The sequence below is a fragment of the Aquimarina acroporae genome, from assembly GCF_023195925.1.
Classification (GTDB): domain Bacteria; phylum Bacteroidota; class Bacteroidia; order Flavobacteriales; family Flavobacteriaceae; genus Aquimarina; species Aquimarina acroporae.
Genome location: NZ_JALPRE010000053.1, coordinates 1 through 269, shown reverse-complemented (window position 1 = coordinate 269; position 269 = coordinate 1). Strand labels below are relative to the sequence as shown.

At 56.1% G+C, this 269-nt stretch carries 1 protein-coding gene; it reads right to left on the bottom strand.

Annotated features, from left to right (window positions below):
• On the bottom strand, positions 1 to 269 hold a 269-nt coding region (locus M0D21_RS22965; RefSeq protein WP_248334416.1), incomplete at both ends, for a hypothetical protein.

Sequence of the window (269 nt, the reverse complement as noted above, 5' to 3'; positions counted from 1 at the left end):
TCTGTTCCGTTAGTACCTGCTGCTCCGGTAGCACCTCTAGCACCGTCTGTTCCGTTAGTACCAGCTGCACCGGTTGCACCTCTAGCACCATCTGTTCCGTTAGTACCCGTTGCTCCGGTTGCACCCCTAGCACCATCTGTTCCATTAGTTCCAGCTGCTCCGGTTGCACCTCTAGCGCCATCAGCACCAGTAGCACCTCTAGCACCATCTATTCCGTTAGTACCCGCTGCACCAGTTGCACCTCTGGCACCGTCTGTTCCGTTAGTTCC